Source organism: Burkholderia sp. 22PA0106 (assembly GCF_047497155.1).
GTDB lineage: Bacteria > Pseudomonadota > Gammaproteobacteria > Burkholderiales > Burkholderiaceae > Burkholderia.
The window spans coordinates 2,142,400-2,168,082 of sequence record NZ_CP163162.1; the positions used below are offsets into that span (position 1 = coordinate 2,142,400).

Genomic DNA, 25,683 nt, shown 5'->3' on the forward strand with positions numbered 1-25,683 from the left:
CACCGCCAGGCTGACCGGGATTGCAGACCGGGGGAGCACCGCAACACGCTGCGACAGGCCGCCACGCCGGCCATGCGCCTGCGTACAATAGCCGGCGCCCTCCCCTCCGAGTCCCTTCATGGCCCGCATCATCCCCGACGACTGGCAAAGCCTGGCCGCCACCGGCGCCGCGCAACGCGAGCGCGACACGCTCGCGATGCTCGAACACGCGCTGCCCGCCGCGTACATCGTGTATCACGGTGTCCACTGGACCCGCCCCGATCATCATTTCTCGGTGTTCGGCGAGGCCGATTTCGTGGTGGTAAGCCCGTCCGGCCGCGTGCTGCTGGTCGAGCAGAAGGCCGGCTTCCTGCGCGAGACGCCGAAGGGGCTGGCCAAGGTCTACATGAAGACCGAGCGCAACGTGGCGATCCAGCTCGCGCACATGCAGGAAACGCTGCACCGCCGCCTGACCGCCGCGTTCGGCGCCGGCGAATACGGCGTGGACGCGCTGCTCTACTGCCCCGATCACACCGTGGCGAACCCGGCGATTGCCGGGCTGCCGCCCGAGCGGATCGTCGACGCCTCGCGCCGCGACCAGCTCGCCGCCGTGATCGCGAGCCTGCTGCCCGAGGACGAACCGCCGTTCGCGAGCGCCGCCAAGATCCATCACTTCCTGTCCGACGAGCTGTCGCTCGCGCCCGACACCAGCGCGCTGGTCGGTCAGGCCGACACGCTCGTCACGCGGCTGTCGGCCGGCCTCGCCACCTGGGCGCGCCGGCTGGAGATCGAGCCGTTCCGCCTGCGCGTGATCGCCACCGCCGGCTCGGGCAAGACCCAGCTCGCGGTGCGCGTGATGCGCGACGCCGTGGCCGCCGGCAAGCGCGTGCTCTATGTGTGCTTCAACCGCCCGCTGGCCGATTCGATCAAGCGCGTCGCGCCCGACGGCGCGACCATCGCCAACTACCACCAGTTCTGCGATTCGGTGTTGCGCGACGCGGGCCACACGCCCGATTTCAGCGAACCCGATGCGTTCGCGCGCCTGGAGGCGCGCTTCGCCGACACGCCGGTGCCGGAACGCCGGCATGTCGATGTGCTGATCGTCGACGAAGGTCAGGATTTCCAGCCGGCGTGGGCCGCCGCGCTCGGCCGCGTGTTGAGCCCCGGCGGCGCATGGTGGTGGCTGGAAGATCCGCTGCAGGCGCTCTATTCGCGCGACGACGTGCCGTTCGACGGCTGGGTCACGCTGCGCGAGCTGACCAACTACCGCAGCCCGCGCGACGTGCTGCATTACCTGCGCAACGTGGTGGGGGAATTCGAGCCGCTCGCGGCCGAGTTGAAATCGGGCAGCCCGTTCGACGATTCGGGCGTGACGTTCAATGCCTACGACGACGGCGACGTCACCGGCGAGGCCTGCATCGACGCCACCAAGCGCGCCATCACGCAGGCGCTGTCGCTGGGTTTTCGCAAGCAGGACATCGCGGTGCTGTCGTATCGCGGCCGCGAGCATTCGGTATTCACGCCGCTCGATCAGCTCGGGCCGCACCGCGTGCGCCGCTTCACCGGCAAGTACGACCTGTTCGGCACGCCCGAATATCAGGACGGCGACGTGCTGCTCGATTCGATCTATCGCTTCAAGGGGCAGGCCGCGCCGTGCGTGATCCTGACCGAGGTGGATTTCGAGCGCTTCGATGCGCGCGCGGCGCGCAAGCTGTTCGTCGGCGCCACGCGCGCGACCATGAAACTGATCGTGGTGGCCTCGGAGCGCGCGGCGGCCCGGATCGCACCGGCCGAATGAGGCTCGGCTAAAGCCCGAATAAAGCCCGAACAGGGCAGCGCGTCATTCGTCACGCGCTTCGGGCTTGCCGCCTGTTTGCTTCCTGCCTTAACTCACCATCACTCACCATCACTCAACGTCAACCTCAGGCCACGCGGAACGCGCGCACCGCGTCGCGCAGCCCGTCGGCCTGCTCCTCCAGCGCCGCGGCAGCCGCCGCGGCCTGCTCGACCAACGCGGCGTTCTGCTGCGACACCTCGTCCATCTGCGACACCGCGCGGCTGACCTGCTCGATGCCGTCGCGCTGCTCGTCGGACGCCGTGGCGATCGCCGCCATGCTGTCATTGACGCGCGTGATGGCCTCGCGAATCTCGCTCATCGTGTTGCCGGCCGTGCCGACCAGCCGCGAGCCGGCCGCCACGCGCTCGACCGATTCGCCGATCAGCGCGCGGATCTCCTTGGCCGCCGTGGCCGAACGCTGCGCCAGCGTGCGCACCTCGCCCGCCACCACCGCGAAGCCGCGCCCCTGCTCGCCGGCGCGCGCCGCTTCCACCGCCGCGTTCAACGCCAGGATGTTGGTCTGGAATGCGATGCCCTCGATCGTGCCGATGATGTCGGCCACGCGCTGCGAGCTGCGATCGATGTCGTTCATGGTGCCGATCACCTCGCCCACCACCGTCGCGCCCTGCGAGGCGATGCGGCTCGCGTCGTCGGCCGATTCGCGCGCATCGCGGGCGTGATCGGCGTTCTGGCGCACCGTGGTGGTCAGTTGCGTCATGCTGGCGGCCGTCTCCTCCAGCGCGGCGGCCTGCTCCTCGGTGCGTTGCGAGAGATCCGTATTGCCGGCCGAGATCTGCCGCGTGGCCGTGGCGATCGATTCGGTGCCGTGCGAGACGCGCCGCACCGTGTCGGCCAGGTTGCGCTGCATGCGCGTGACGCCCGTCACCAGTTCGGCCATTTCGTCGCGCGAGGTCCAGGTCAGCTCGCGCGTCAGGTCACCGTCGGACAGGCGGCGGAAGTGTTCGAGCAACTCGGAGATCGGGCGCGAGATCGCGTAGTGCAGGCCGATCGCGCAACCGAGGCAGGCGGCCAGGCCGAACACGATCGTGACCACCGACACCAGGCGCAACATCGAGAAGCTGTTCTGCGCGCCGTCGTAAACAGTCTTGCCGCGCGCCATGCCGTACTTGTCGAGTTCGACGGAGGCCTTGCTCAGCGCCACCGACAGCGCCGGGGAAGTCTTCATCATCAGTTGATCGGCCTGATCGGGATGGCCGTTGCGCATCGCGTCGATCATCGGCCGGATCGCCTGCGCGATGAACGCCGAGCGCGCCACGCCCACCGCATCGGCCAACTGCTGCTCGCCTTCGTGGCGCGGCAGCGCGCTGTAGTCCTGCCAGGCGCGGTCCGAGATCGCCAGATACGACTCGGCCTTGTTCAGCACCGAGGCCAGGTCGGGACGATCCGGGTGGAGGATCGCGCGGTCGAGCGTGGTGCGCACGATCGTCAGGTTCAGGTTCGCCGAGGCCAGCGCGGTTTGCGAGGCCAGTTGCGAGGCGTAGGCGTCCTTCAGTGCGTCGTTCGAATTCTGCATGCCGGCCAGGCCGATCACGCCCGTCACGCAGAGAATCAAGGCAGCCAGCGCGAGCGTCGAATAAAGGCGCGTGCGAATCGAAAAACGGGAAAACAGGGCGTTCATGGCGGACCGTCGACAGGGCTGATGGCGCTCGCGCGCACGGGAATTGCTGCCGGTGTTTACGGAAAAAACAGACAAAACTTGATATTGCGTTTTCCCTAATAAAGCAAAAATCGAAGGACGTTACGCAAAAGTTTGATCTCGCGCATAGTGGCAACTTTGGTACCTCTTCAGGCCCTTATGTCCCCGAGCGCTCACGCGAACCCGCGTTGCGATTTCCGAAATACCGGCAGCGCCAACGCCCGCCGCTCGCGCGCGATCCGGCCCGGTGCCGGCCGCGATGCCGCAGTGCACCGCGTACTTCGCGACGATTTCACGCACACACGCTAAAATCCGCGCATGCCGACACCGACCTCGCCCTCTCCCGCCGAGCCGCCTTCCGACGGCACGATCTCCAACGAGTACACCGTCGACGAGCTGGCCCGCGTGACGGACACCACGGTGCGCAACGTGCGCGCGTACCAGGATCGCGGCCTGCTCACGCCGCCGCGCAAACGCGGCCGGGTCGGCATCTACGACGACACCCACGTCGCGCGACTCAAGGTGATCAACCATCTGCTCGCGCGCGGCTACACGCTGTCGAACATCCAGGATCTGATCAAGGCCATCGACGATGGCCACGACCTGCGCTCGATTCTCGGCCTCGAGAACGCGATCGGCGGACGCTGGTCGCACGAGCGCCCGAAAACCTATTCGCTGGCCGATCTGGTGTCGCTGTTCGGCCCGCAGACGCCGGCCTCGCTGCTGCGCGTGACCGAACTCGGGCTGCTCGAACGGCGCGGCCTGTCGTTCGTCGCGAAGACCCCGGGCCTGATCGAGGCGGCCGGCGCGCTGGCCCGCGAAGGCATTCCGGTGCGCGACCTGGTGGACGCGATGGCGATCGCGCGGCCGCACTTCGATGCCATCGCGCGCGTGCTGGTGGACCTGGTGGTGCGCCGGCTCGACCGCTACGACGAAGGCTCGCTGCCGCCCGCCACCGACGTGCCCGCGCTGGTCGATTCGATCTGGCGGCTGCGCCCGCTGTCGGCGACGTTCGTCGAGGCCGAGATGAACCGCGCGCTCGAAGCGGCCTCGGGCGATTATTTGGGCGGGCGCGTGGCGACCATCCTCGACAAGCGGCTCAGCGACGAAGCCGCGCGCGGCGAAGCGCAACCGGCCGACGATCCCCCCGGCAACACGCGCGGCAAGCGCTAAAAACCATAGTCGCGCCGCCGTCATATTGATATCGGCAATGCTTGGTTGGTCCGCGCGGATGCCCGTGCGACGATTTTTCGAATGCGGCGGCCCCCGATGCACGAGGGCCGCCGTTTTCGATGAATCGCGCCGTTCGGCGCCGCTCCGGAGATTGCCCGATGTCCTTCGCATCGCCCCGCCTCGCCCGCCTTTCGCGCCGGCTTCCCGCTACCCTGTTCGCCGCCGCCACGCTGATCTCCGCGACCGCCGCCCCCTCTGCCTGGGCGCAGGACGGTGGCGATCACGTGCTGCGGATCGGCTATCAGAAGGCGGGCCTGCTCGCGGTGGTCAAGGCGCAGGGCGCGCTCGACGCGAAGCTCAAGCCGCTCGGCTATGCGATCAAGTGGTTCGAATTCCCGGCCGGCCCGCAACTGCTCGAAGCGCTCAACGCCAACAGCATCGATTTCGGCTACACCGGCGCGCCGCCGCCCGTGTTCGCGCAGGCCGGCGGCGTGCGCTTCGTTTACGTGGGCGCCGAGCCGCCCGCGCCGCACAACGAGGCGATCTTCGTGAAGGCCGGCTCGCCGATCCGCGACGTGGCCTCGCTGCGCGGCAAGAAGATCGCGCTGCAGAAAGGCTCCAGCTCGAACTACCTGCTGCTGGCCGCGCTGACCAAGGCCGGGCTGCGCTACGAAGACATCCACCCCGTGTATCTCGCGCCCGCCGACGCGCGCGCCGCGTTCGAGAGCGGCGACGTCGATGCGTGGGTGGTGTGGGACCCGTACTATGCCGCCGCGCAAAGCGCACTGAAGGTGCGCACGCTGTCGGACTACACGGGGCTGGTGGCGTCGTACAACTTCTACGAGGCCACCCGCGATTTCGCCGGCTCGCACGCCGACATCGTCGGCGCGGTGCTGCGGCAGATCCGCGAGACGGGCTTGTGGGTCAACGCGCATCCGGCCGACACGGCCGCGATCATCGCGCCGAAGGTCGGCCTCGACACGGCGCTGGTGGAAACCTGGCTCAAGCGCGTGCCGTTCGGCGCGGTGCCGGTGAACGACAGGATCGTCGCCTCGCAGCAGGCCGTGGCCGATGCGTTCTACGGCGTCAAGCTGATCCCGCAGAAGCTCGACGTGGCCGCCAACGTGTGGCGCGATCCCGCGGTGGAAGCCGCGCTGGCGGCGAAGTAAGGCCGCACGACGTAACGCCGGTGCATGGTGCGGGTGACGGCCGCCCCTGTTGCCGGCGCCCCGCCCTTCGACTTCGGTGCGAGAGCGGCGCGTACGTGGCGATCATCGTCGCGCTCGCTCGGTTCGGGCAGATGCCCCCACCTCCACGCCACGTCGACGAAGCGATGCGGCATTCAACCGGATGGGCCGTCGGCGCGCGAACGAGCCCGGCGCAAGTGCTGGGGCGGCCCCTGCCCGCTCAACGGCCGAACTGCTGCCGCACCACGTTGTCGAGCGTGTCGGCCAGCTTCGCGGCGTCCTCGCCGGGCAGGCCGATGCCGAATTCGTGGCGCACCGCGCGGCCGTCGATCAGATAAAGGCTCCAGGTCATGTCGGTGGACGACGTCGAGCGCATCGTGTGCAACGCGCCCCAGATCGCATCGGCATCCGAACGAATCCCTCGCAGTTGCCCCTCGCTCAACGCCGCGCCTTCCTGCGCGACGCGCTGCAAGGTGAAATTGCCGGCCGCGTCGCGCGAGGCGGCCGTGACCACCCGCGTGATGCGCCCGCTGTCGTAATCGACCACCAGCCACAGCGACTGCGGCGTCATGAAACCGCCGCGCGCCAGCATCAGCCCGTGCGCGGGCGGGCGGATCGCCGTGACGATGAAATCCATCGCGCAATCCTGGCAGACATAGCCGGCCGGCAGCAGTTGCGCGCCGGTGGCGCCGGCCGGATGCACGACCGGCGCCGGTTGCGGGATGCGCGGCGTGTCGGAGCCGGCGCAGGCGGACAGCAGCGCCGCAACGGTCAACGCGAGAACAATGACAGGACGCAAGCGTGCGCTCCTTCGGTGCATGACAGACGATCAAGGGGCGCGGCCGGCGCGGATTGCTACGCAAACGGCAACGCATGGCGCGCCATCATCGCATTGCCCCCGGCTCTCCGCAATGACGAAAGCAATCGGTAATAAAGATTTAAATCAATAGAAAGACAACGAATGCGATTTGCACACGTTTAGCGCATTGCGAGAATGTCAATATCCGCTCGAATCGATTTCCCCAATCATTAATCTGAAAATCGTTTCTGTTTTTTTAATACCACGCTCGGGGTATTTCAACGCCATTTTTATTTTCGTCGTCCTATCATGCGGCCCATTGCCCGATTGCCATACGAACGCCGCCACGCCCGCCCGGCAAGCCTGCCGGGCGCGGCACACAGCGCCGTTTGATTTGCGTCGATTCACCTGAATCGATTACGCGCATCCACCGCGCGCAATGATTCCACCGGTCATTTCGGCAATCCGGCAACGCAGTCTCGCATTCCGCCATTCCCTATCGTCCCTTCTGGAGGACATCCGATGAAACCTACCCTGATCGCCGCCGCATTGTGCGGCGCGTTTGCCGTCACGACGTCCGCGCATGCGCAAAGCAGCGTCACGCTCTACGGCCTGATCGACACCGGCATCGTGTACACCAACAACCAGCTCGGCCACAGCGCCTGGCAGGAAAACAGCAGCTCGACGCAGAACACGGTGTTCGGCCTGAAGGGCAGCGAGGATCTCGGCGGCGGCCTGCATGCGGTGTTCAAGCTCGAACAGGGCTTCCTGCTCAACAACGGCGCGCAGGCGTTCTCGGGCGACGGGTTCGGCTCGCAGGCCTGGGTCGGCCTGCAGAGCGACCAGGCCGGCACGCTGACGCTCGGCCGCCAGTTCGACGTGATGAACGACCTGGTCGGGCCGCTGACCGCCGAGCTGAACACCTGGGGCGGCAGCATCGCCGCGCATCCGTTCGAGAACGACAACCTCGCCGCGAACTCGGTGGTGGTCAACAACACCGTGAAGTACGCGAGCCCCACCTGGAACGGCCTGACGTTCGAAACCATGTACGGCTTCAGCAACAAGGCCGGCAGCTTCGCCAACAACCGCGCGTACGGCTTCGCGCTGTCGTATGCGCAAGGCCCCGTGAATCTCGCGGCCGGCTACCTGCAGTTCAGCAACGCGGGCAACGCGGCCGGCGCGATCACGTCGAGCGACGCCAGCGCGAACTTCGTCTCGCAGCGCCAGCGGATCTGGTCGCTCGGCGGCAACTACACGTTCGGCGCGGCCACCGTCGGCCTGGTCTGGAGCCACACGCAGATCGACAACGCCACCGGCGTGTTCTCGTTCGGCACCGGCAGCTATCTCGGCTCGGGCGACAGCTCGGCGGGCAGCCTGAACGGCACGCTGCGCCTCGACAACTACGAAGTGAACGGCAAGTACGCGCTGACCCCGGCGTTGAGCGTGTCGGGCGCCTACACCTACACGCGCGGCGCCTACAACGGCGCGTCGCCGGGCTGGAACACCGCGATGCTGCAGACCGATTACGCACTCAGCAAGCGCACCGACATCTACCTGGAAGGCGTGTTCCAGAACGTGCACGGCGCGCCGGCCGGCTCGGTGCTGTCGCACGCGATGATCAACACGCTGTCGCCGTCGTCGACCGACAAGCAGGTGGCCGTCACGGCCGGCCTGCGGCACACGTTCTGATGCGGGTTGTTTGAACCACCTGCATGGCCGCCGGCTCGCAGGCCGGCGGCCATGCGTGCTGCGTGCGTGCCTGCTGCCTGCCTGCGGCGAGAAACGGCCTCTCAGGCGAGATGGCGAACGGCCTCGCGCCCGGCCTCATCAACGCCCTCACGACGGGCCTCGCAACCCGTCCGATCAGCAGCCCCGCACGCGGCCGGACAACCTCGGCCGCAACCGATCTCAATCGGCCTTCGACAACACCGTCTTGTCCGCGCCGACCACCAGCAGCACCTCCGCCTGCTGCGCGCCCAACGAGCGAATCCGGTGCGGGATGCGCGCATTGAAGTGCACCGCATCGCCGACCGACAGCGTCACCTTGTGATCGGCGAAATCGATCTCGACCTTGCCGCGGTGCACGAACAGGAACTCCTCGCCTTCGTGCTCCTTGTAATCCGACGCCTCGAATTCCGCCGGCGGCGAAATCATGAACGGCACCAGCCCCGCATGGCCGCCGCGCGGCGAGAGGATGGCGTAGCGCGGCTGATCGGCGTCGCCGCCGTCCTCTCCGCCCTGCGCCACCGGCACGCGGTCCGCCACGCGCACCACCGTCACGGGCTCCTCGCCCTGCGCGACTGAAAACAACTGGTTCACGTCCACGCTCAGCGCGCCGGCCAGCTTCATCGCCGTGGCGATCGACGGCGTGTTCAGGCCGCGCTCGACCTTCGACAGATAGCTCTTGGTCAGCGCCGTGCGGTCCGCCAGATCCTGCAGGCTCAGGCCCAACTGCTTGCGCAACATTTTCAAACGAATGGCGAGCACCGATATTTCCCCAAATTTTCCCGAACCGAAATGACACATCGTGTCATATACTACACACCGTCAACTTCCTGCCCTGCACGGCAGGTCGGTCACACTTTGAATGATTGATCGCCAGGAGGCGCGTCATGCCCGACACACTGAACCTCACGAAGTCCGAAATCGTTGCCCGCTCTCAGGCGCTGATGAACGCCGAACTCGCCGAGCAGCGCTGGACCCCGCGCCAGAAGCTCGCGCTCACCTGCCGGATTCTATTCGATGGGGGCCACGATTCGGGCCTGGCCGGGCAGATCACCTGCCGCGCGGAAGACGCCGACACGTTCTACACCCAGCCGCTCGGCCAGGGCTTCGACGAAATCACGCACGATGGCCTGCTGCGCGTCGACCAGGACCTGAATACGCTCGACGGCAAGGGCATCCCGAACCCGGCGAACCGCTTCCACACCTGGGTGTATCGCGCGCGGCCGGACGTCAACTGCATCATCCATACGCATCCGCTCTACGTGTCGGCGCTGTCGATGCTCGAAACGCCGCTGGTGGTGTCGCACATGGACATGACGCCGCTCTACGACGATTGCGCGTTCCTGGCCAAGTGGCCCGGCATCCCGGTCGGCAACGAGGAAGGCGAGATCATCTCGAGCGCGCTCGGCAGCAAGCGCGCGATCCTGCTCGCGCACCACGGCATGCTCGTGACCGGCAAGACGGTCGAGGAAGCCTGCCTGCTCGCGCTGCTGATAGAGCGCGCCGCGCGCCTGCAACTGATCGCCATGCAGGCCGGCACGATCCAGCCGATTGCGGCGCCGCTGGCCACCGAGGCGCACGACTGGACCTCGACACCCAAGCGTCACGCGGTGACGTTCGACTATTACGCGCGCCGCGCGCTGCGCAACCACCCCGATTGCCTCGGCTAAACCGGGTGCCGACGCCTCGACGCCTTGTCCGATTCATTCGCCCCGCTTAGCCACGATTAATTCCATTCGCTCGATAGCCAGTCAGTCAGGAGTCCCACATGTCCCAACCGCAATTCGCCGGCATCATCGCCTACCCGATCACGCCGTTCACGGCGAACGACACCCTCGACCTCCCCGCGCTGCGCGCCGGCATCGACCGCCTGGTCGACAGCGGCGTGCATGCGATCGCCCCGCTCGGCAGCACCGGCGAAAGCGCCTATTTGAGCGAGGACGAATGGAACGAGGCGGCCGAGGCATCGATCGGCCAGGTCGCCAAACGCGTGCCGGTGGTGGTCGGCATTTCCGACCTGACCACGCGCAACGCGATCCGCCGCGCGCGGTTCGCCGAGCAGGCCGGCGCCGACGCGGTGATGGTGCTGCCGATCTCGTACTGGAAGCTCGCCGAGCAGGAGATCTTCGATCACTACGCCGCGATCGCCACCTCGGTCGGCACGCCGATCATGGTCTACAACAATCCGGCGACTAGCGGCGTCGACATGAGCCCGCAACTGATCGCGCGGCTGGTGCGCGAGATCGACAACGTCACGATGGTCAAGGAAAGCACCGGCGACATCCAGCGCATGCACACGCTGCGCGAGCTGTCGAACGGCGAGATCCCGTTCTACAACGGCTGCAACCCGCTCGCGCTCGAAGCGTTCTGCGCCGGCGCGACGGGCTGGTGCACGGCCGCGCCGTGCCTGATTCCCGAGCTGACGCTGGCGCTCTACCGCGCGACGCAGCAAGGCGCGCTGGCCGAGGCGCGCGCGCTGTTCTACCGGCAACTGCCGGTGCTGAACTTCATCCTGAAGGGCGGCCTGCCGACCACCGTCAAGGCCGGGCTCAAGCTGCAAGGGCACGACGTCGGCGCGCCGCGCCGCCCGCTGCAAGCGTTGTCGGCCGAGCAGACCGAGCGGCTGGCCGGGCTGTTGAAGGCGGTGGCGTAACGCGGCTCGGCTTGGCGGGGGCAGGTTGATGCATGAAGCGGCCGCATGCTGCGCGCCAGACCACCTACACCCGGTGTTAGGGCGCTCGTATCAAACCACCCGCAACACCTCGTCCGCCGGCTCGCATTCGCGCGTCGAAGCCCGCGCCGGCCGGTACTCGCCGCGCAGCAGCGCGTATTGCGCGAGATCGCGAAACGCCCCGCCCCAATACCCGGCCTCGCGCTGATATCCCTCGCGCACGAAACCGAACGCATCGAGCGTGCGCAACGACGGCGCGTTCTCGGGATGCACGCGCGCCTCGATGCGGTTGAGGCCCATCGGGCCGAAGCCGTGATCGAGCACGGCCGTCAGCGCCTCGCGCATCAGGCCCTGCCCGCGGGCCTCGGGCGCCAGCTCATAGCCGATCACGCAACTGCGCCACGGCCGGCTCCAGCGGAACAGCCCGCAGGTGCCGATCAGTGCGCGATCCTCGCGCCGTTCGAGCGCCCAGCGCAGGCCGCTGCCGGCGATCCGCCAGGCGGTGTAGGTATCGATCAGGCGCGAGGCCTGGGCGGGCATCGTCATCGGGTCCGCGCCGTACCAGCGCATGCCCTCGACGTCGCCGTGGATGGCGTACAACGCCGCCGCGTCGGCCGCGCGCAGTTCGCGCAGCACGAGCCGGCGCGTCATCAGGCTCGGAAAGGGTTCCATCGGATGGGTCGCTCGCGCGCCTCGGGTGCTGGCCGGTTCGGGCGGCGCCCGGGGCCTGGGTAGCGTGTCGCCCGCGATCCTCGCACGAGGCGGAGCGCGCGGCCATCCGTGATCTTACGCAGTCGATATGAAAGCCGCTGAGCAGGCCGGCGAGCGTTGCGTCAGCGCGACGCCCGCCGGCCATCACGCCGGTCAGTCCGCGTTCGAGCCGCCGAAATCGACGATCTCCACCCAGTTCGCGCCCTTGCCCACCGGTGTCTCGCCGAGCGGCGCGAGCGCGCCGCTGCGCGCGTCGATGCGGTAGGTTTGCAACGAGGTCGACAACTGCCCCACCGCCAGCAGATAACGGCCCGACGGATCGATCGCGAAGCCGCGCGGCTGCTTTTCGGTGGGCGTGGTGGCGATCCGCGTCAGGTGGCCGGTGGCGCGATCGACGCGCCACGTGGCCAGCGTGCTGGAGGTGCGCTCCGACGCGTACAGGAAGCGGCCGTCCGGCGTCAGATGCAGGTCGGCTCCCCACGGCGTGGCGTCGCCGAAACCGGGCGGCACGATCGACACGGTCTGCACCGGCCTGACGCGGTCGTGATCGCGGTCGAACGCCAGCACGTGCAGCTTGCCGTCGAGTTCGTCGATCAGGTAGATGAAGCGCTGATCGGGCGAGAAGCGGAAATGGCGCGGGCCGGATTTCGGCGGCAGCGCATAGCCGGGCTTCGGTTCGAGCGTCAGCTCGCCGCTGCCCGCATCGAAGCCGAGCTTGAGCCACGCGTCCGCGCCGAGCACCGAGGCGAACACCGTGCGATTGTCGGGCGCAGGCAGGATGGCGTGCGCCTTCGGGCCGGTCGGGACGGTCTGCCGCACCGGGCCGGCCACGCCGTCCGCGCCGATCGCGTTCACCGCCAACAGCGCGCCGTCGTACGAGGCCGAGAACAGCCAGCGCCCGCTCAGGTCGGTCGACAGGAACGGCATGCTGTGCGCGAGCGGCGCCTGGCCGAGTTCGACCAGATGGCCGTCGAGCGGATTCACCGCGAAACTGAGCACGCGATACGGCTGCGAGCGCACGCCGGCGTACAGGCGCAGATGATCGGGCGACAGCGTCATCGGCATCACCGTGCCGCCCACCGGCACAGTTTCCACCGGCGTCACCGCGCCGGTTCCGGTATCGAGCCGCAACACGGAGATCGTGCCGCTGTCGGCGTTCGATACATAGGCGTAGGTGGCGGCTTGCGCGGCGGGCGCGGCCGTCAGGGCGGCGGCCAGCGAAACGGCGGCCGCGATGGCGCTCAGGGCACGGTGGCGAGTCATTCTTTATTCCTATTGTCTGTTGTCGTATAACTTGAATCGTTCGATGAGATTGAATTGCACCATCTGCGGCTTGTCTCTCCGTAAATAGCCTCGTTTAGCCGTACTGCCGCCTGCCAATTTTATCGAATTCAAGTCGCGTGACATCGTACATCTTGATTTTCCGAGCAGCTATGCTCCATGACCCTGATATCGCCTGGTGCCGACCGATCCGGTTCAACGGCCCGGCTACCCGAGCGCCGCTCGCCTGCGCGCCGCATTTTCCCATGCGTCACCCTCCGCCATTTACTTCGAAATCCGAATCAAAATAAAAATAGATGCGCCCGCAACCATCTACGAAATCTGCGCATCATTCATAGGTGCATTCGCACCCGCTTCGCCACCGCCCGTCCCTGTCTTCTACGGCCGAAAGATTGTGAACGCGCATGTCGCATTGCAGCGTCGATTCGATAACAAAACATGTTGCAGAGCGTAAAACCATCGACCAATCCGCAAGGATTGCGCTACATTGCCAGCCTAGAGATGGCGCATCCGACGCTATCGACATCGACGCCCACCATCCACGAGGACATCATGCGTGCTATCCGATCCACCGCGCTGATCGCGGGTTCGCTGCTGACCCTGACACTCGCCGCCGGCGCGCACGCGCAAACCCCCGCGCCCGCCGCACCGCAAACCGCACAACCGGTGCTGCCCGTGATCGCAACGATCGCGCCGATCTACAGCCAGCTCGTCTACTTCCGCCTGCCCACGCGTTTCGTGTCGATCTACGAAGGCACGCGCGGCGACGACTACGCGCACGAATGGGTGCTGCCCGGCGAAACCAACGCGAACTGGTCGCAGATGATCACGCTCACAGGCGCGCAGAACGTCATCGCCAAGCACCCCGAAGCGGACGCCAAGAGCTACGCCACCAGCATCGCGGCCGGCTTCCAGAAGGCCTGCCCGCAAACCTTCGCGGCCAAGGGCATCTTCGACGGCAAGCTGAACGGCAGCGACGCGTTCTCGATGGTCGTCAGTTGCGGCAACGCCTCCGCCAGCGCGGGCCACAGCGAAACCACGGCGATCACCGTGGTGAAGGGCGCGAAGGATCTGTACACGCTGCAATGGGCCGAGCGCGGCCCGCAGGCGGCCAAGCCCGCGCCGATCGACGCTGCCATGTGGCTGCAACGCGTGCGCAACCTGATGCCGTTGAAGGTCTGCCCGATCGTGCAGGGCGAGAAGGCCCCGTACCCAAGCTGCAGCGCGAACGTGTCCTGATCGATCGCGCACCGGCCCGCCCACAATCGGCGGGCCGGCCCAGCAACCGGCTTTCCGCGCGCGGCGTTCGCCGCGCCGCCTCGCTCAGTCTTGCGTCTCGCCGCGCGCGCGCCGCCTGAGAATCGCGATGAACTCCTCCATCTGCGGCGACGCCACCTCGTGCTTGCGCGTGATCGCGCTGTAGTGGCTCATGCTGCGGCGAATCTCCACCGGCAGATACGCGAGCAACCCCTCGTCGACGAACTTGCGCACCACCGATTGCGGCTGCAACGACACCATGTCGGTCGATTGCAGCAGCTCGAGCGTCGAGAAGATCGACGGCGTCTCCACCATGCCCACCGGCGCGACCAGCCCCGCGCCGGCGAACGTTTCCTCGAACAACTGGCGGATCGCGGTGGGCGGCGGATAGAGAATCCACGGCCACGCGCCGAGATCGGCCACATCCACGCGGCGCGCCTTCAGCAGCGGGTGGTGGCAGCCCACCACCACCCGCACCGGCTCGTCCGACAGCTCCACCGCATCGAAGATCGCGCGATGGCGCGGCTCGGTCAGCCGGCCGATCATCAGGTCGAGCTGCTTCTGTTCGAGCCAGATCGCAAGCTGATCGCTGCTCTGCTCCACCAGCTTGATGACGAGGCGCGGGCGCTGCCGTTGAATCTCGCGCACCGCCGCGATCACCAGTTGCGCGGCCGAGGCCGAGATCGCGCCCACCGTCAGGTGCCCGTAGCCGCCGCCCTGCTGCGTGACGAATTCGTTGGCGAACTTGCCGAGATCGGCCATCGCGCTGCTCGCGTAACGGATCGCCAACTGGCCGAGATCGGTGGGCCGCATCTCGCGCGGCAGCCGCTCGAACAGGCGCGCGCCGAACATGGTTTCGATGTCGCCGAGGATCTTGGTGGCGGCCGGCTGCGTGACGTGCATCTGCTCGGCCGCCGCGCGCAGGTTGCGGGTGCGGCCCAGCAGTTCGAGCAACTGCAGGTGCCGGAACCGCAGCTTCGGCGGCAGCGTGGCGGCAAGCTGGGGGCGATGGCGATCCATGAGGGTATTCCCGCGCTCGGCGATAACCGAAAGGAATCGAGTCTAACAATTCTTCGATTGGACGTTTATCGCTTCGCTGCATAAAGTGCAACGAAGTGGGCGTGCCCGAGACACACGCCACGGCCGAAGCCCCGCCCCGCCCCGCTCCACTCCCCGAATCCAGACGAGACATCGATGAAGCTCGATACCCCCGATACCGACACCCGCGCAGCCGCCCCCGCGCAGCCCCAACCGAACGTGGTCACGCTGCATCCCGACGACGACGTGGTGATCGCCCGCCAGCAACTCGTTGCGGGCGCATCGATCGATGCGGGCCTGCCGGTGCGCGGGCTGATCCCGGCCGGCCACAAGGTGGCGCGGCGCGCGGTGGCCGCCGGCGCGCCGGTACGCCGCTACGGCCAGATCATCGGCTTCGCGTCGCGGGCGATCGAAGCCGGCGAGCACGTGCACGTCCACAACCTGTCGATGGGCGAATTCGAGCGCGACGGCGCGTTCGGCGCCGATGCGAAGCCCACGCAGGCCGCCGCCGCGCGTGCGCAATTCGACGGCATCGTGCGCGCCGACGGCCGGGTCGCCACACGCAACTACATCGGCATCCTGACTTCGGTGAACTGCTCGGCCACCGCCGCGCGCGCGATCGCCGACCAGTTCCGCCGCGACATCCGCCCCGAGGCGCTCGACGCGTTCCCGAACGTGGACGGCGTGGTCGCGCTGACGCACGGCCTCGGCTGTGGCACCGCCTCCGACGGCGAGCCGATCGCGGTGCTGCGCCGCACGCTCGGCGGCTATGCGCGGCATCCGAACTTCGCGGGCGTGCTGATCGTGGGGCTCGGCTGCGAGACGAACCAGATCGACGCGCTGCTGCGCGATCAGGCGATCGAAACGGGCGCGACGCTCGAAACCATGACGATCCAGGCCAGCGGCGGCACGGCGGCCACGGTGGCGGCGGGCGTGGAGGCCGTCAAGGCGATGCTGCCGCGCGCCAACGCCGTGCGGCGCGAGCCGGTGGACGCCAGCCACTTGATCGTCGGCCTGCAATGCGGCGGCTCGGACGGCTACTCGGGCATCACCGCGAACCCTGCGCTCGGCGCGGCCGTCGACCGGCTGGTGGCGCATGGCGGCACCGCGATCCTGTCGGAAACGCCCGAGATCTACGGCGCCGAGCACCTGCTGACGCGCCGCGCCGTGTCGCCCGAGGTGGGCGAGAAGCTGATGGCGCGGATCCGCTGGTGGGAGGAATACTGCCGGATCATGAACGCCAACATGAACAACAACCCGTCGGCCGGCAACAAGGCCGGCGGCCTGACCACCATCCTGGAAAAATCGCTCGGCGCGGTGGCCAAGGCCGGCACCACCAACCTGGTCGACGTGTACCGCTACGCCGAGCCGGTGCGCGCCAAGGGGCTGGTGTTCATGGATACGCCGGGCTACGACCCGGTGTCGGCCACCGGCCAGGTGGCGGGCGGCGCGAACCTGCTGTGCTTCACCACCGGGCGCGGCTCGGCCTACGGCTGTGCGCCCGCGCCGTCGCTGAAGCTCGGCACCAACGCCGCGCTGTGGCAGCGGCAGGCAGAGGACATCGACATCGATTGCAGCGCGATCCTCACCGGCGACGCCAGCATCGACACGCTCGGCCAGCGGATCTTCGAGCGCATGCTGGCCACCGCCTCGGGCACGCGCACGCAAAGCGAAATCCACGGCTACGGGCAGAACGAATTCGTGCCGTGGCAACTGGGCGCGACGCTCTGAACGCGTTCGTTTACGCTTCCACTCGATCGGGCGGTGTCGGCGGCATCGAGCGCCACCCGCCCGGCGCTCACCCCGCATCGCCGGGCCGATTGTTCCCGCGCGCCCGCCCGGCTCCTTCACGCCTCATCGACCTCACCACACCGATTCCGCCATGACTCAAGCCGTCCGTTATTCCGCTCCCGAACTGCAGGCTTTCGCCGATGCGCTGCTCGCCGCCGCCGGGCTCGACGCGCCGCACGCGCGCGCCGTCGCCGAGATTCTCGTCGACGGCGACCTGATGGGCCACGACACGCACGGCCTCGCCCAGCTTGCCGCCTATGTCGGCGAGATCGAGCGCGGCACCATGACCCGCTCGGGCGCGCCGGAAGTGCTGTCCGACCGCGGCGCGGCGCTGCTGTGGGACGGCCGCCGCCTGCCGGGGCCGTCGCTGGTGCTGGCCGGCATCGAGACGCTCGCCGAGCGCGCGCGCCGCTACGGCAGCGCCACGCTGGTGATCCGCCGCAGCCACCATATCGCCTGCCTCGCCAGCTACCTGGAGCGCGCCACCGCCGACGGCTTCATGATCGTGCTCGGCTGCTCGGACCCGGCTGGCAAGAGCGTCGCGCCGTTCGGCGGCACCCGCGCGGTGTTCACGCCGAACCCGATTTCCGCCGGCATCCCCACCTCGGGCACGCCGTTCCTGATCGACATCTCGGCCTCGCTCGTCACCAACGGCATGAGCGGCCGGCTCGCCAAGGCCGGCCAGCAATTCGACGACGACGTGCTGCTCGACGCCGACGGCCATCCGAGCCGCGACCCGGCCGTGCTCGCCACCACGCCGGCCGGCACGATCCTGCCGCTGGGCGGGCTGCCGTTCGGCCACAAGGGCTTCGGCATGGCGCTGCTGATCGAGGCGATGACGGGCGGGCTGGCCGGCTTCGGCCGCGCCGATCCGTCCGAGGGCTGGGGCGCGACCGTGCACCTGTCGCTGTACGACCCGAGCGCGTTCGGCGGCGAGGCCGATTTCAAGCGGCAGATGGACTGGATCGCCGACGCCTGCCGCAACAACCCGCCGCGCCCCGGTTTTTCATCGGTGCGGATGCCGGGCGACCGCGGCCTCGCGCGCAAGCGCGAGCAACTGCGCGACGGCGTGCAACTGCATGCGGCGATCGCGCCGGCGCTGGAAGCCTGCGCGCAGCGTTACGATCTGAAGCTGCCGGCGCCGTTGGCGGGATGAAGCGCGAGCAACTGCGCGACGGTGTGCAACTGCATGCGGCGATCGCGCAGGCGACTGCGCACGGCAGCGCCGCTGGCGGGCTGAAGCGGCGGCACGGGACCGGCAGCCGAACTGTCAGGCAAGCCGGCGAGATGAAGCGGCAGCCTGGAGCGTGGGCCGAACCGGCAACCATCCCGCCGCTGAACCGCTCCTCACCACAACACGCCTCAAACGAAAAATCCCGCGCGAAACGCTTCGCGCGGGATTTTTTCATCTTACTGCGCGGCGGGCCCGATTCAGCCTGCCGCGTCACGCATTCGACAGCGCAGCCGCCTCAACGCTCCGCGCCCTGCTCGCGCATCGGCACCGGCTCGCCGACCAGGAACCAGTAGCCGATCATGGCCACCACCACCACGCTCGCGCCGACATACAGCGCCGGCTTGAACGAGTGCGAGGCCTGCACCATGAAGCCCGTCACGACCGGCGCGAGCGCGCCGCCGAAATAGCCGCCGAAGTTCTGCATCGCGCCGATCGAGGCCGTCGAATTGGCCGGCGCGGCGACCGAGGCCATCGCCCACGCCGCGCTCGACGAGATGTACATCAGGAACATCGATACCGAGATGAAGGTGATCGCGAGCGCCGTGTTGTCGGTCAGCGCGGTCAGCGTCGTGAACACCGCGATGCCGAACAGCGAGGCGACCATCGGATACTTGCGGCTGTTGATCTGCGACACGCCGCGCCGGGCCAGCACGTCGCAGATCTTGCCGCCCGACAGGCTGCCGACCACGCCGAACAGATAAGGCACGGCGGCCACCCAGCCGGTGCGCGCGATGGTCAGGTGATGCTCCATCTGAAGATAGGTGGGCAGCCAGGCGTTGTAGAGCCACAGCACGTAGATCGTGCCGAAGAAGCCGAGCAGCATGCCCCAGGTGGTGCGGTAATGCAGCAGATGACGCCAGTCGGCCCAGGTCGGCCGCGTGCTGGCCACGCCTTCGGTGTCGTCGAGATATTCGCGTTCGCGCTGCGTCAACTGCACGTGGCGCGGGTCGCGATGCAGCAGGTAAAAGGCCAGCGACAGCCCGAGCCCCGCCACGCCCATCACGACGAACATCCAGCGCCAGCCGAGGTTCAGCATCAGCACCGTCAGCAGCGGCGCGGAGATCGCCGTGCCGAGCGTCGACGAGCTGTTCCAGATGCCGGTGGCCGAGCCGCGCTCGTGCTTGGCGAACCAGTCGCGCACGATCCGCGCGCTGGTCGGGAACTGCGGCGCCTCGCCCACGCCGAGCACCATGCGCGCCGCGAAGAACTGCGTGAAGCCGTTGACCACGCCGCCGAAGGTTTGCGCGATCGACCACAGCGCGAGGCTCGCGGCCAGCGTGACGCGCGCGCCGAGCCGGTCGATCAGCATGCCGGCCGGCAATTGCGCGAACGCATAGGCCCAAAGGAACGCGGACAGCAGCAGGCCCATCTGCGGCACCGAGAAGCCGAGATCCTGGCGAATCAGCGGGGTGGCGATCGCCAGCGTGGAGCGATCGAGGTAGTTGACGACGCCGGCCATCAACAACAGCCCGAGCGCGGTGCGCTGGATCCGGCGCACGCGCGGCGTGGCCGCGTCCTGCGCCAGCGCGGGCGGCGATTCGGCATCGATCGGCAGCGCCGTGGGGGTGCTTGGCTTCATCGTGGTGTCTCCTGACAGTCTCGTTCTATATATGGGCCGCCCCGATGGGGGCAGGCATGTCGAAACCCGATCCTGACCAGCACGGCGCCAACGGCGGCGCAAGGTACCGGTTCCGACAAACATACAGGCGGCCGACGATGAAAATCCAATCAAATTTTGCAGGGAAGCGATTCCATTCGCTTATCGCGCGTTAGGGGCTAACCCGTTGCCGGGTAAGCCCTACGCGCATCACGGCGGCGTTCCGCGCCCGTTTTTAGGTCGCACGTCGTATGAGTATGGAACTTCGTTCCGTATTTCGCGCCGCACCCGGTCGATTCTGCCGACGTCAAACGCACATCTGGCGACGCTCGCCGGGTTTACCTCGATGCGCTGCAAAACAAAAATGGAATAACGTTCCGAATCGTCATCAGACGACAGTTCAAACCTACCCGGAGACAACCCATGGCACGTCGAACGACCCGCAAACCCGCCCTGCTCGCCTTGAACGCCCTGCTCGCCGCCGCGCTGGCCGCGGCCAGCCTGAGCGCCGGCGCCGCCACCGCTGCATCCGGCAGCGAGGCCTCCGTCACGAAGGCAGCGGAGCAATTGCGCGCGGCGCTGGTGTCCGGCGACGAGGCAACGCTGAAGAAGCTGACCGAGCCGCAACTGAGCTACGGCCACTCGTCGGCCAAGATCGAGGATCGCGCCGAGTTCATGAAGGACCTGGTGGGCACGCACGCGTTCAAGTCGGTCACGCTGTCGGACCAGACCGTCAAGGTGGTCGGCGACAACGCGATCGTGCGTCACGTGTTCGATTCGGAAAACAACCAGCCGGACGGCTCGGTCACGCGCTCGCACATCGGCGTGCTGCAAGTCTGGAAGCACCACAGCGACGGCTGGCGGCTGCTGGCCCGGCAGGCCGTGCCGCTGCCGCAGAAAGCGGCGCAATGAAAAAAGGCGGCGAGCCGGCGCGATGCCGGCCCGCCGCCTCGAGCGCGGGGCGATTCGGAGCGGGGATCAGGCCGCCACCGCCCCCCGCGCCTTCTTCACGATCGGCATGACCCGCTTGGCCGGATCGTTCTCCAGCGCCGGCACCGTCGAGAACAGCTCGGCCACCCAATCGGCGAACACGCGCACCGTCATCGACAGATGGCGGTTGTGCGGATAGACGATCGAGATCGGCTTGGGCTTCGGATACACGCCCTGCAGCACCTCCACCAGCGAGCCGTCCATCAGGTGCGGGATCACCGAGAACAGCGTCGGCTGGATCAGCCCGAAACCTTCGAGCGCGCACGTGACGTAGCCGTCCGAATCGTTGACGGTGACCACCGAATTCATGCGCACCTCGCGCAGCTTGCCGTCGATCACGAAGGTCCACGGCATCGCGCGCCCGCCGCTCGAGTAGGCGAAATTCACGGCGCGGTGATGTTCGAGTTCCTCGATCGTCTTCGGCTCGCCGAACTGCTCCAGATAGCCCGGCGACGCGCAACTGACGCGATTCATGACGCCCACGCGCCGCGCCACCATCGACGAATCCTCCAGCGGCCCCACCCGGATTTCGCAGTCGTAGCCATCGCGCACCAGATCGACAGGCCGATCGGCCATGCCGAAATGCAGTTCGATATCGGGATAGCGCGCGTGGAACAGCGGCAGCGCCGGCAGCACCACGCGCCGCCCGAGCGACGACGGCATGTGCACGCGCAGCGCGCCGCGCGGCTTGCGGTTGCCCACCTGGAAGCTGGCGTCGGCCTCCGAGATTTCCGTCAGAATCCGCACGCAGTGCTCGTAATAGCCGGCGCCTTCGGGCGTCAGCGACAGCCGCCGCGTGGTCCGGTGCAGCAGGCGCACGCCGAGCAGCGCTTCGAGGTTCTGGATGATCGTCGTGACGGAAGCGCGTGGTATCGAGAGCGTTTCCGCGGCGCGCGTGAAGCTATTTGCATCGACCACGCGCGTAAAAACCTGCATCGCCTGTAAACGGTCCATCAAATCCCCCTTTCTTGCTTTTCAAACGGCCAACGGAACAGGATAGAGCGTCGGGGTATCGCGATTCAAGAGGCACCGCGATTATTCGCGCGACGCGACCAATCCCGCACATGGCCGTTGCACTGGCCGCGATGCGCCGTCGATTTCGCCTGAACGCGCGAGATCGGCGCGGCGCTCCGGCCTACGTGTTTTCACCAACGCACCCCAAGCCGCGCGGCGCATCAATAAATTCCCCTTTAAATTCAATGCATTGCAGCGCAACAACGGCCGCCGCGCGACGCTAGAGGCCGGCATCTACTCGCTTGCGGTTTCGCCCGTCACCGACTATCGTTACATCCGTCAATGTCACATTTAAAAATGAACCGGAACGGAGACACCGCATGAATGCCCGTACCCTGCCCGACCGAAACGGCATGCCCGAATCCGTCGACATCGCCATCATCGGCACCGGTTTCGCCGGCCTCGGCATGGCGATCCGGCTGCGCCAGAAGGGCCGTGGCGATTTCGCGGTGTTCGAGAAGGCCGCCACGGTGGGCGGCACCTGGCGCGACAACCACTACCCCGGCTGCGCCTGCGACGTGCCTTCGCATGTCTATTCGTTCTCGTTCGCGCCGAACCCGCGCTGGACCCGCGCGTTCGCCCCGCAACCCGAAATCCGCGCGTATCTGGAGCGCTGCGTCGAGCAGTTCGGCGTGGCGCCCTACCTGCGTCTCGGCCACGAGCTGGCCAGCGCCGAATACGACGACGTGGCGCACCGCTGGCGCCTGAGCTTCGCGAACGGCAAGCAGGTGTCGGCGCGCGTGCTGGTGTCGGGCATGGGCGGGCTGTCGCGCGCGGCGCTGCCGCAGATCGACGGCCTCGACAGCTTCCAGGGCCACGCCTTCCACTCGCAGCACTGGGATCACCACTACGACCTGCGCGGCAAGCGTGTGGCCGTGATCGGCACCGGCGCGAGCGCGATCCAGTTCGTGCCGCAGATCGCCCCGCGCGTCGCGCAACTGGCGCTGTTCCAGCGCACGCCGCCGTGGATCATGCCGAAGCCCGACCGCCAGCTCACGCGCGTCGAGCAGTGGATGTTCCGCGCGCTGCCGTTCACGCAGAAGCTCGCGCGCACCAGCCGCTACTGGATGCTCGAATCGCGCGTGCTCGGCTTCGCGATCCACCCCGGCATCATGAAGCTCGTGCAGAAAGTGGCCGAACGCCATATCCGCAAGCAGATTGCCGACCCGGCGCTGCGCGCCACCGTCACGCCCGACTACACGCTCGGCTGCAAGCGCGTGCTGATCTCGAACGACTACTACCCGGCGCTCACGCGCGCCAACGTGGACGTGATCACCGATCCGATCGCGCGCATCGAGCCGAACGCGGTGGTCACCGCCAGCGGCCAGCGTCACGAGGTGGATTGCCTGATCTACGGCACCGGCTTCCAGGTGGCGGACCCGTACCCGCGCGGCGTGATTCGCGGGCGCAACGGCGTGGACATCGTCGATACCTGGCGCGACGGCGCGCACGCCTACCTCGGCACCGCGCTGCCCGGCTATCCGAACTTCTTCATGATCGTCGGCCCGAACACCGGCCTCGGCCACAACTCGATGGTGTTCATGATCGAGTCGCAGATCGAATACATCCTCGGCGCGCTCGACGCGATGGATCGCGACCGCGCCGATGCGATCGAGGTGCGCCCGCTGGTGGAGGCCGACTACAACGCGCGGCTGCAACAGCGCCTGAAGCGCGCGATCTGGTCCACCGGCGGCTGCAAGAGCTGGTACCTGGACCCGCGCACCGGCAAGAACACCACGCTGTGGCCGGGCTTCACGTGGCGCTTCCGGCAGGCCACCGCGCAGTTCTCGATCGCCGATTACCAAGCCTACGCGGCCGCGCGCCGCGACGCCCAACCGGCCGCGGCCAGCGCTGCCGCCGCCACCGACGCCCCGGCCCGCAGCGCCCCGGCCGTCTGACGACAAGGAGCACACCGATGAAATCCTTCCACGACAAGGTCGCCGCGATCACCGGCGCCGGCTCGGGCATGGGCCGCTCGCTCGCGCTGCAACTGGCCCAGGCCGGCTGCCACGTGGCGCTGGCCGACCGCAACGGCGTGGGCCTCGCCGAAACCGAGCGGATCGTGCGCGCGCTCGCGCCCACGGTGCGCATCACCACCTGCGTGCTCGACGTGGCCGACCGGGCCGCCGTGCACCGCTGGGCCGACGACACCGCGCGCCAGTTCGGCCGCGTGAACCTGGTGTTCAACAATGCCGGCGTGGCGCTGTCGAGCACCATCGAGGGCATGGATTACGCCGACCTCGAATGGATCATGAACATCAACTACTGGGGCGTGGTGCACGGCACCAAGGCGTTCCTGCCGCACCTGAAAGCGGCGGGCGACGGCCACGTGATCAACACCTCGAGCATCTTCGGCATCTTCGCGCAGCCGGGCATGAGCGCCTACAACTCGACCAAGTTCGCGGTGCGCGGCTTCACCGAATCGCTGCGCCAGGAACTCGACATGATGCGTTGCGGCGTGTCGGCCACCTGCGTGCATCCGGGCGGCATCAAGACCAACATCGCGCAGTCGAGCCGGATCTCGCAGAACATGCTCGGCTTCATGGTCGACAGCGAGCAGCAGGGCAAGGACGACTTCGAGAAGTTCTTCATCACGACGCCCGAGGAAGCCGCGCGCGTGATCCTGCACGGCGTGCGCAAGAACAAGCGCCGCGTGCTGATCGGGCGCGACGCGCGCGGCGCCGACTGGCTCGCGCGCACGCTGCCCGCCGCCTACCAGGCGCTGGTCGTGCTCGCGACCAAACGCGAACGGGCCAAGGCGCGCAAGCGCGCCGCACGCGGCGGCACGCTCGCGCCGGCCCACTCGACCTACAACAACACAGGTAATCAGGGAGAACCGTCATGATGCCCGTCCGCCGCGACGTCCGTTTCGCCATGCCCCCCGATCGCGCGTGCGACTGGCACGTCAAGGGCGTGCCCGTCACCCACTTCATGAACGCGCTGTCGCTGCTGTTCCCGGCCGGCGAGCGCTTCTTCATGGATTCGGTGCGCCACTATCGAGACCAGATCGACGATCCCGAACTGAAGAAGCAGGTGGCCGGCTTCATCGGCCAGGAAGCGATGCACACGCGCGAGCATATCGAGTACAACGACCTGCTGCAATCGGCCGGCCTGCCCGCGCACAAGCTCGACAAGCGGCTGTGGTGGGTGCTCGGCCTGTTCAGGAAAACCCTGCCGCCGTCAATGCAGTTGGCCATCACGATCGCTTTGGAGCACTACACGGCGATGCTGGCGAACCTGCTGCTCGAAGGCCACAAGCAGCGCATCGACGGCTCCGTCGACGGCTACACGCAGATGTGGATGTGGCACGCGATGGAGGAAACCGAGCACAAATCGGTGTCCTACGACGTGTGGCTGCGCGTGATCAAGCCGGGCCTCGGCCGCTACCTGCTGCGCACCGGCACGATGCTGATCACCACCGCGATCTTCTGGACCATCGTGTTCGATTACCACGTGCGCCTGATGTTCGCGCACCGTCGCCGGTACGGCCGCTTCTCGGGCATGTGGACGCTCGTCAAGTACCTGTACGCGCCGCGCGGCGGCGTGTTCCCGGGCATTGCGCGCGAGTGGTTCGGCTTCTTCCGCCCGGGCTTCCATCCGTGGGATTACGACAACCGCCGCTATCTGAGCGAGATCCCGAGCCTGCTGGCCAAGATCGACGAGACCAACGCGCGCTACGCCGCCGAAGCCGCGCCGCGTCGCGTGCCGCTGCATCCGGGCGCCGCCGCGCCGGCTCATTGAG

Annotated in this window: 21 protein-coding genes; 13 read left to right on the top strand and 8 right to left on the bottom strand. The window is 67.7% G+C overall.

Translation table 11 applies throughout. The features are described from left to right. Positions 1 to 118 precede the first annotated feature (118 nt). Positions 119 to 1,777 carry an ATP-binding domain-containing protein gene (locus AB4850_RS09125; protein WP_414439497.1) on the top strand — a complete coding sequence of 553 codons (1,659 nt, stop codon included), beginning with the start codon at positions 119 to 121 and terminating at the stop codon, positions 1,775 to 1,777. A 124-nt stretch (positions 1,778 to 1,901) separates the two neighbouring features. Here the strand turns inward: AB4850_RS09125 and AB4850_RS09130 are convergent, their stop codons facing one another. Next, on the bottom strand, positions 1,902 to 3,455 hold the full coding sequence (locus AB4850_RS09130; protein WP_414439498.1) for a methyl-accepting chemotaxis protein: 1,554 nt from the start codon (positions 3,453 to 3,455) through the stop codon (positions 1,902 to 1,904). Between the two features lie 336 nt (positions 3,456 to 3,791). Between AB4850_RS09130 and AB4850_RS09135 the strand changes: the two genes are divergently transcribed. Continuing rightward, positions 3,792 to 4,646, top strand: a complete 855-nt coding sequence (locus AB4850_RS09135) for a MerR family transcriptional regulator (RefSeq protein WP_414439499.1) — start codon at positions 3,792 to 3,794, stop codon at positions 4,644 to 4,646. Positions 4,647 to 4,804: 158 nt separating this feature from the next. Next, complete coding sequence (locus AB4850_RS09140; protein WP_414439500.1) at positions 4,805 to 5,815, top strand: sulfonate ABC transporter substrate-binding protein; 1,011 nt, start codon at positions 4,805 to 4,807, stop codon at positions 5,813 to 5,815. Positions 5,816 to 6,053: 238 nt separating this feature from the next. Here AB4850_RS09140 and AB4850_RS09145 read toward each other — a convergent pair whose 3' ends face one another. Further along, positions 6,054 to 6,632, bottom strand: coding sequence for a hypothetical protein (locus AB4850_RS09145; RefSeq protein ID WP_414439501.1), 579 nt, complete (start codon positions 6,630 to 6,632; stop codon positions 6,054 to 6,056). Between the two features lie 522 nt (positions 6,633 to 7,154). On the opposite strand from AB4850_RS09145, the gene AB4850_RS09150 reads away from it, so the two are divergent. Beyond that, on the top strand, positions 7,155 to 8,321 hold the full coding sequence (locus AB4850_RS09150) for a porin (RefSeq protein WP_414439502.1): 1,167 nt from the start codon (positions 7,155 to 7,157) through the stop codon (positions 8,319 to 8,321). A 219-nt stretch (positions 8,322 to 8,540) separates the two neighbouring features. On the opposite strand, the gene AB4850_RS09155 is transcribed toward AB4850_RS09150, so the two are convergent. Then, positions 8,541 to 9,158, bottom strand: coding sequence for a helix-turn-helix domain-containing protein (locus AB4850_RS09155; protein ID WP_414439503.1), 618 nt, complete (start codon positions 9,156 to 9,158; stop codon positions 8,541 to 8,543). Between the two features lie 86 nt (positions 9,159 to 9,244). On the opposite strand from AB4850_RS09155, the gene AB4850_RS09160 reads away from it, so the two are divergent. Together AB4850_RS09160 and AB4850_RS09165 are read left to right on the top strand one after the other, a co-directional pair. Next, a complete protein-coding gene (locus tag AB4850_RS09160; protein WP_414439504.1) occupies positions 9,245 to 10,027 on the top strand; it encodes an aldolase in 783 nt (260 codons plus the stop codon). A 98-nt stretch (positions 10,028 to 10,125) separates the two neighbouring features. Continuing rightward, a complete protein-coding gene (locus AB4850_RS09165; RefSeq protein WP_414439505.1) occupies positions 10,126 to 11,010 on the top strand; it encodes a dihydrodipicolinate synthase family protein in 885 nt (294 codons plus the stop codon). 90 nt (positions 11,011 to 11,100) lie between these two features. Here AB4850_RS09165 and AB4850_RS09170 read toward each other — a convergent pair whose 3' ends face one another. Together AB4850_RS09170 and AB4850_RS09175 are read right to left on the bottom strand one after the other, a co-directional pair. Continuing rightward, positions 11,101 to 11,700, bottom strand: coding sequence for a GNAT family N-acetyltransferase (locus AB4850_RS09170; RefSeq protein ID WP_414439506.1), 600 nt, complete (start codon positions 11,698 to 11,700; stop codon positions 11,101 to 11,103). A gap of 192 nt (positions 11,701 to 11,892) precedes the next feature. After that, entirely contained in the window at positions 11,893 to 13,002 is a 1,110-nt protein-coding gene (locus tag AB4850_RS09175; RefSeq protein ID WP_414439507.1) for a lactonase family protein, read from the bottom strand. 570 nt (positions 13,003 to 13,572) lie between these two features. Here AB4850_RS09175 and AB4850_RS09180 point away from each other — a divergent pair. Next, positions 13,573 to 14,259 (top strand): hypothetical protein, encoded by a 687-nt coding sequence (locus tag AB4850_RS09180; protein WP_414439508.1) that lies wholly within the window; start codon positions 13,573 to 13,575, stop codon positions 14,257 to 14,259. 84 nt (positions 14,260 to 14,343) lie between these two features. On the opposite strand, the gene AB4850_RS09185 is transcribed toward AB4850_RS09180, so the two are convergent. After that, positions 14,344 to 15,297, bottom strand: a complete 954-nt coding sequence (locus AB4850_RS09185; protein ID WP_414439509.1) for a LysR family transcriptional regulator — start codon at positions 15,295 to 15,297, stop codon at positions 14,344 to 14,346. A gap of 174 nt (positions 15,298 to 15,471) precedes the next feature. Here AB4850_RS09185 and AB4850_RS09190 point away from each other — a divergent pair, with 174 nt between their 5' ends. Further along, positions 15,472 to 17,046, top strand: coding sequence for a UxaA family hydrolase (locus tag AB4850_RS09190; RefSeq protein ID WP_414439510.1), 1,575 nt, complete (start codon positions 15,472 to 15,474; stop codon positions 17,044 to 17,046). 151 nt (positions 17,047 to 17,197) lie between these two features. Further along, positions 17,198 to 18,262 carry an Ldh family oxidoreductase gene (locus tag AB4850_RS09195; RefSeq protein WP_414439511.1) on the top strand — a complete coding sequence of 355 codons (1,065 nt, stop codon included), beginning with the start codon at positions 17,198 to 17,200 and terminating at the stop codon, positions 18,260 to 18,262. A 313-nt stretch (positions 18,263 to 18,575) separates the two neighbouring features. On the opposite strand, the gene AB4850_RS09200 is transcribed toward AB4850_RS09195, so the two are convergent. Next, complete coding sequence (locus AB4850_RS09200) at positions 18,576 to 19,919, bottom strand: MFS transporter (protein WP_414439512.1); 1,344 nt, start codon at positions 19,917 to 19,919, stop codon at positions 18,576 to 18,578. 441 nt (positions 19,920 to 20,360) lie between these two features. Here AB4850_RS09200 and AB4850_RS09205 point away from each other — a divergent pair, with 441 nt between their 5' ends. Continuing rightward, entirely contained in the window at positions 20,361 to 20,849 is a 489-nt protein-coding gene (locus tag AB4850_RS09205; protein ID WP_414439513.1) for a nuclear transport factor 2 family protein, read from the top strand. Between the two features lie 66 nt (positions 20,850 to 20,915). On the opposite strand, the gene AB4850_RS09210 is transcribed toward AB4850_RS09205, so the two are convergent. Further along, a complete protein-coding gene (locus tag AB4850_RS09210) occupies positions 20,916 to 21,881 on the bottom strand; it encodes a LysR family transcriptional regulator (RefSeq protein ID WP_414439514.1) in 966 nt (321 codons plus the stop codon). Between the two features lie 380 nt (positions 21,882 to 22,261). On the opposite strand from AB4850_RS09210, the gene AB4850_RS09215 reads away from it, so the two are divergent. Genes AB4850_RS09215 through AB4850_RS09225 form a run of 3 tightly spaced genes read left to right on the top strand, consistent with a single transcriptional unit; the run spans position 22,262 to position 25,682 of the window. Continuing rightward, positions 22,262 to 23,839, top strand: a complete 1,578-nt coding sequence (locus tag AB4850_RS09215) for a flavin-containing monooxygenase (RefSeq protein ID WP_414439515.1) — start codon at positions 22,262 to 22,264, stop codon at positions 23,837 to 23,839. Positions 23,840 to 23,856: 17 nt separating this feature from the next. Further along, positions 23,857 to 24,786, top strand: a complete 930-nt coding sequence (locus AB4850_RS09220) for an SDR family NAD(P)-dependent oxidoreductase (protein WP_414439516.1) — start codon at positions 23,857 to 23,859, stop codon at positions 24,784 to 24,786. Then, the gene (locus tag AB4850_RS09225) at positions 24,783 to 25,682 is read left to right on the top strand and encodes a metal-dependent hydrolase (protein ID WP_414439517.1); all 900 of its coding nucleotides are present in this window, start codon (positions 24,783 to 24,785) and stop codon (positions 25,680 to 25,682) included. Before AB4850_RS09220 ends, AB4850_RS09225 begins: the two co-directional genes overlap by 4 nt. The last annotated feature ends 1 nt before the right edge of the window (position 25,683 follow it).